General features: G+C 66.9%; 2 protein-coding genes. Both read left to right on the top strand.

Annotation, left to right across the window (positions count from 1 at the left end; translation table 11 throughout):
- Positions 1 to 2,739, top strand: a 2,739-nt coding sequence (locus WAO18_RS01200; protein WP_422203187.1) for an ATP-binding protein, incomplete at its 5' end; no start/stop codon positions are given.
- A gap of 1 nt (position 2,740) precedes the next feature.
- Positions 2,741 to 3,242, top strand: a 502-nt coding sequence (locus tag WAO18_RS01195; protein WP_422203185.1) for an adenylate/guanylate cyclase domain-containing protein, incomplete at its 3' end; no start/stop codon positions are given.

Genomic DNA, 3,242 nt, shown 5'->3' with positions numbered 1-3,242 from the left:
GGTTCGGGGTCGCTGGGTTACGCCGCGACCGGCCAGCCGGTCGGGTTCGCGCAGCGGATGGAATCGGTGGCGCCGCCGGGCGGGGTGATGCTCTCGGAATCCACCGCACGACTCGTTGAGCACGCCGTGCTGCTCGGTGAACCGGAGTGGGTGCACATCAAGGGGGCCGACGAACCGGTGGGCGCGCGCCGCCTCGTGGCGATCGGCCCGCGGGACAGCTCGGTGAGCCGTGCCGAGGCGAGCCTGGTCGGTCGGCGCTGGGAGATGGCGGCCCTCGACGCACTTCTGGACCGCACCATCGGTGGCCGCGGAGGCGTCGTGAATGTGGTGGGACCACCGGGCATCGGCAAGAGCCGCATGGCGCGGGAGGTCGCGGCGCTGGCAGCAGGACGCGGGGTCGAGGTCTTTTGGACCTTCTGCGAGTCCCACGCCCATGACGTTGCGTTCCACGCCGTGACGCGACTGCTGCGCGCGCGCGGCGGCGTGACCGACCTGGACAGCCATGCCGCCCGCGGAAAAGTGCGGCAACAGATTCCGGCTGCCGACCCGCAGGATCTGCTGCTGCTGGATGATCTGCTCGGCATCGCTGACCCCAAGGTGCCGCTGCCCCAGATCGACCCGGATGCCCGGCGGCGCCGGTTGACCGCCCTGATCAACACCGCGACGCTGGCACGCAGCGAACCGGCGCTCTACATAGTCGAGGACGCGCACTGGATCGATGCGGCCAGTGAGTCGATGCTGGCCGACTTCCTCACCGTCATCCCGCGCACCCCGTCGATGGTGCTGATCACGTCTCGCCCCGAGTATCAAGGAGCGCTAACCCGGGTGCACTGCGCCCAGACGATAGCCCTTGCACCGCTACGTGATTCGGACACCGCGACATTGCTAAGCCATCTGCTGGGTTCGGATCCCTCGATCACCGACCTCGCGGCGATCATCGCCGAGCGGGCAGACGGGAACCCCTTTTTCGCCGAGGAGATCGTGCGGGAGTTGGCGCAGCGCGATGTGCTGACCGGCGAGCGCGGCGGCTATGTCTGCGTGGTGGATGTCGCCGAGGTGAGCGTGCCGGCCACCGTGCAGGCTGCCATCGAGGCGCGCATCGATCGGCTGAGCGCCACGGCCAAGCGGACGTTGAACGCGGCATCGGTGATCGGCGCTCGCTTCGGGACGCAGCTGCTCGCCGCGCTGGGGATCGATCCGGAGGTCGACGAGTTGCTCGGTGTCGAGCTGATCGATCAGGTGCGGTTCACTCCCAACGCCGAGTACGCCTTTCGGCATCCGTTGATCCGTGCGGTGGCCTACGAATCACAACTCAAATCCGACCGCGCCGAATTGCACCGACGCTTGGCCACCACAATCCAGGAGCGCCAGCCCGACTCAGTGGAGGAGAACGCGGCGCTGATCGCCGAACATCTGCAGGCCGCCGGCGAGCTGCACACGGCATTTGACTGGCACATGCGCGCCGCTGCGTGGTCGACCAACCGCGACGTCGCCGCAGCGCGACAAAGCTGGGAACGCGCCCGAGTGATCGCCGACCAACTACCCGCCGACGACCACAACCGCACGGCGATGCGCATCGCACCGCGCACCATGCTGTGCGGCATAGCTTGGCGAGTCCACGTGAACGTAGCGGGCGATCGCTTTGAGGAATTGCGGGAACTGTGCCAGACCGCGGGGGACAGGGCGTCGCTGGCCACCGGCATGGCGGGGCTGGTGTTCGATCACGCGTTGCAGGGCCAGATCCGCGAGGCGTCGCGGCTGGCATCGGAAGCCTGGGCCCTTACCGAGTCGATCGGCGATGCGACGCTGACGGTAGGGCTGTCCTTTCCGATGATCTATACCAAGGCGCACGTTGGCGACTGGCCTGACGTGCTGCGTTGGTCACAAAGAGTTATCGACCTGGCCGACGGCGATCCGTCTAAAGGCAACCTCCTCTTCGGGTCTCCGCTAGCCCTGGCCTTCGCATCGCGGGCTATCGCTCGGTATTACCTGGGGCGCCCTGGATGGCCTGACGACCTGCGCCATAGCGTGGCCATGGCCCGCAGCGCCGACCCGTTGTCCTATGCCACGGCTGTCACTTATGCGTTCTTCCCGGGAATCGCATTCGGCGTGCTCGCTGCCCCTGATCCGGCCATGGGCGAGATCGAAGACGCATTAAGGATCGCCGAAAGATCTGCTGATGATGTGGCGTTGGTGTTGACACGGGCGACGTTGGGCATCGCGCTGGTGCACCGCGACACGGACGCGGATCGTTCCAGCGGAGAGAAGCTGCTGGCGGCGGCTGGCGAAGCGTTCGCGCGCCGGGCACAGTTCCTTTCCGAGTTGCCTCTCGTCAATGCGTCCTTGGCGCGGGAGAGGGCTCGGCGTGGAGATCGCGATGAGTCGATACCGGGCATCGTCGCGTCCATCGACCGCCTGGTTCGCGATGGACGACTGCTGGCGTGGGGCTACGCCATTCCCGCGATTGGTGTTCTGGTGGAGACATTGCTGGATCGTGGAGCCGAGGCTGAGGTGGCCGAAGCCGAGGCTATGATCGAGCGGCTAGCCGCCGCGCCCGCTGATGACGGCCTGGCGATGCGTGAAATCTGGTTGCTGCGGCTACGGGCTCTACTGGCGCGGGCCCGCGGCGACGACGTCGCCTACCGGGACTTGCTCATTCAATATCGCGCGAGGGCGGAATCGCTTGGCTTCGAAGGACACATCGCCTGGGCCGAAGCAATGGTCGAAGGTCGCCAATAGAATGGCGGGCGTGGTGTGTGGGTCGTGTGGCACTGATCTGCAGGAGAACGCGAAGTTTTGTTATGAGTGCGGCGCCCGGGCAGCGCATTCTGGTGACGCGGCGGAGTACAAGCAGGTGACGGCGTTGTTCGCCGATGTGGTGCGCTCGATGGACATCGCGGCCGCTGTGGATGTGGAGCGGTTGCGCGAGATCATGACCGAGCTGGTGGAACGCTCGGCCGCGGTGGTGCAGCGCTACGGCGGCGGCAGCGTGGAGTACACCGGCGACGGGCTGATGGCGCTGTTCGGCGCCCCAATTGCGTTGGAAGATCACGCTTTTCGGGCGTGTCTGGCCGCGTTGGCCATCCAGGAGGAGGCCAGCCGGTTGGCGGGCGAGGTAAAGCGCCGCGATGGGGTTGAGCTGCGGTTGCGGGTAGGCCTGAATTCGGGTCGGGTGATCGCCGGCGAGATGGGGTCGGGGTCGCTGGGTTACGCCGCGACCGGCCAGCCGGTCGGGTTTGCGC

The organism is Mycobacterium sp., assembly GCF_049278535.1.
In the GTDB taxonomy this organism is placed as follows: Bacteria; Actinomycetota; Actinomycetes; order Mycobacteriales; family Mycobacteriaceae; genus Mycobacterium.
The sequence above is the reverse complement of the archived record's forward strand: the minus strand, read 5'-3'. Positions and strand labels throughout refer to the sequence as shown.